The sequence below is a fragment of the Micrococcus sp. HMSC31B01 genome, assembly GCF_001816085.1.
Lineage (GTDB): Bacteria > Actinomycetota > Actinomycetes > Actinomycetales > Micrococcaceae > Micrococcus > Micrococcus luteus.
Map to the genome: position 1 here is coordinate 1 of NZ_KV825186.1, position 2,645 is coordinate 2,645.

Consider the following 2,645-nt stretch of genomic DNA (forward strand, 5'->3'; position numbering starts at 1 on the left):
TGTAAGCGGCCATGAAAAGCTGCCCATAGGTGGCCAGGGAATGACCCGCTGACGGCCATGAGGACTGCCCAGTGATGGCCACGGGAACTGCCCGGTGCTGGCCATCTGGTTTGCCCGCGTTGCTCGTTGCCCGCCGCGTCGTGAGCCGGCGGGGGCCTCCTCCCCGGGTTGGATATCGGTGTCGAATCGAATCCAGCGAGGAAGAGGCCCTGAATGAAGGATGCCGCAGAAACCATGAAAATACTCAGTGCCTATGACCTGACCAAGTCATTGCGGGGCGCCGCCGAGCTGGCCGGTTGCTCCCATCACACCGTGGCCCGGCTGGTGCGGGCCCGCGACGCCGGCCAGACCCCTGGATCCGGAGCCAGCCGCCCGAAGGTCACCGATGTCTGGCTGCCCAAGATCGAGGAATGGGTCGAGGCCTCCACGGGCAGGATCCGCGCCGATGTCGTGCACGCCAAGCTCACCGCAATGGGCTACACCGGCTCTGAGCGCTCCACCCGGCGGGCGGTGGCCGAGGTGAAGGCCGCCTGGCGGGCCGGGAAGCGCCGGGTGCACCGGCCCTGGATCACCGAGCCGGGCGCATGGCTGCAGTACGACTTCGGCGATGGGCCGGCGATCGACGGGGCCAAGACGGTGCTGTTCGTGGCCTGGCTGGCCTGGTCCCGCTACCGGATCGTCATCGCCCTGCGTGATAGGACGGCTCCGAGTGTGTTCGCCGCCCTGGACCGGTGCTTCCGGCTGATCGGGGGCGCGCCGACCTATGTGCTGACGGATAACGAGAAGACAGTGACGGTCTCTCATGTGGCCGGGGTGCCGGTGCGTAACCAGGCCACCGTGGCGTTCGCTCGGCATTACGGCGTGGAGGTGCTGACCTGCCAGCCAGCGGATCCGGCCGCCAAGGGCGGGGTGGAGAACGCGGTGAAGCTGGCCAAGGCCGACCTGGTCCCGAAGGACACCAACCTGCGGGACCAGTACGCCTCGTTCGCTGAGCTCGAGGCCGCCTGCGCGGGGTTCATGGCCATGGTGAACTCCCGGGAGCACCGGGTGACCCGGCGCCGCCCGGACCACATGCTCGCCGAGGAGACCAGCGCGTTGCATCGGATCCCCGCCACGGCGCACACCGTGGCCTACGGGGTGGGACGGAAGGTCCGGAGAACACGCCGATGGTCTCCTTCGAAAACGCCCAGTACTCGGTGCCCGCGCACCTGCTCGGGGCCGAGGTGTTCGTGCGCCATCACGGCACCGGACCGGACTCGATGGTGGTGATCATGCACGCCGGTGCGCAGGGGCCGGTGGAGGTCGCCCGGCACCGGGTGGCCCGGCCCGGGTCCCCGGCCATCGACGACGCGCACTTCCCCGGCCACGAGACGGACAAGGTGCCCGGGGACTACACCCCGGTGCCCCGTTCGGCGGCGGAGGCCGAGTTCCTGGCCATCGGGGCCGGAGCGAGGACCTGGCTGGTGGAGGCCGCCGCGGCCGGCACCAGCCGGATCGGTCAGAAGATGGCCGAGGCCGTCACCCTGGCCAAGCTCGCCGGCACCGACCAGGTCGACCGCGCCCTCGGGGTGGCCGCGGTGCACCAGCGCTTCGCCCACGGCGACCTGGCCTCCCTGCTCACCGCCGCCGGCCACCGCACCGGGATGCACACCGCCACCGAGGAACGGTCCCTGACCCAGGGCACCGCCGGCTGGGCCGGCCTCGGTACCTCCAACACCGAGGGGGCAGCCCGGTGAGCATCCACACCCCGAACACCGCCGCACCGGCGCTGCCGGCCGATTTGGAGGCGCTGTTGCGGCAGCTGAAGATGCCCCACGCCCGCGGTATCGCCGCCGAGGTACTGGCCACCGCCCGGGCCCAACGCTGGGAGCCGGCCGAGGTCCTCAAGGCCCTGCTGGTCGAGGAGACCACCGGTCGGGCCCGATCCATGCTCGCCGCCCGGCGCAAGGCCGCCGGGTTCCCCACCGGCAAGACCTTCACGACCTGGGATCCGGGCGCCTCCTCGATCCCGGCCCCGACCCAGCAGTCCCTGCGCACCCTGGAATGGCTCTCGCGCAGAGAGAACCTCGTGGTCTGCGGGCCCTCCGGCACCGGCAAGACCTTCTTCCTCGAGGCCCTGGGCCAGCAGGCCGTGGAGGAGGGCAAGCGGGTGGCCTGGTTCACCCTGGAGGACCTCGGGGCGATGATCCGGGCCCACCGGCCCGATGACACCATCACCAAAGCCGTCGCCCGAATCCTGCGCGCCGACCTGATCGTCATCGACGACATCGGCCTGCTGCCGGTCGCCGACGATGCCGCCGAGGGCCTCTACCGCATCGTGGACGCCGCCTACGAGAAACGCTCCGTAGCGATCAGCTCGAACCTGCACCCGGCCGGCTTCGACGAGCTGATGCCCAAGACCCTGGCCACCGCCACCGTGGACCGGCTCCTGCACCACGCCCACGTGTGCCAGACCACCGGAGACTCCGTACGGATGACCCAGGCAATGGCCGGGAAGGGAGTCATGCCACTGAACTGATCCCATCACGGTGGCCAGCACCACCACCCAAACGGGCAAACCAGCTGGCCACCAGTGGGCAGTTCTGATGGCCACCAGCGGGAAGAAACACTGGCCGCCTATGGGCAGAACTCAATGGCCCTTGACA

The 2,645-nt window shown here is 70.0% G+C and carries 1 protein-coding gene and 1 pseudogene; both read left to right on the plus strand.

Features of this window, described 5'->3' with window-relative positions:
- The first annotated feature begins 213 nt into the window (after positions 1 to 213).
- Positions 214 to 1,736: pseudogene (locus HMPREF3105_RS13705) on the plus strand (IS21-like element ISMlu14 family transposase).
- On the plus strand, positions 1,733 to 2,518 hold the full coding sequence (istB, locus tag HMPREF3105_RS07765; protein ID WP_010078636.1) for an IS21-like element helper ATPase IstB: 786 nt from the start codon (positions 1,733 to 1,735) through the stop codon (positions 2,516 to 2,518). The pseudogene HMPREF3105_RS13705 and the gene istB overlap by 4 nt, the downstream one beginning before the upstream one ends.
- Positions 2,519 to 2,645: the final 127 nt, after the last annotated feature.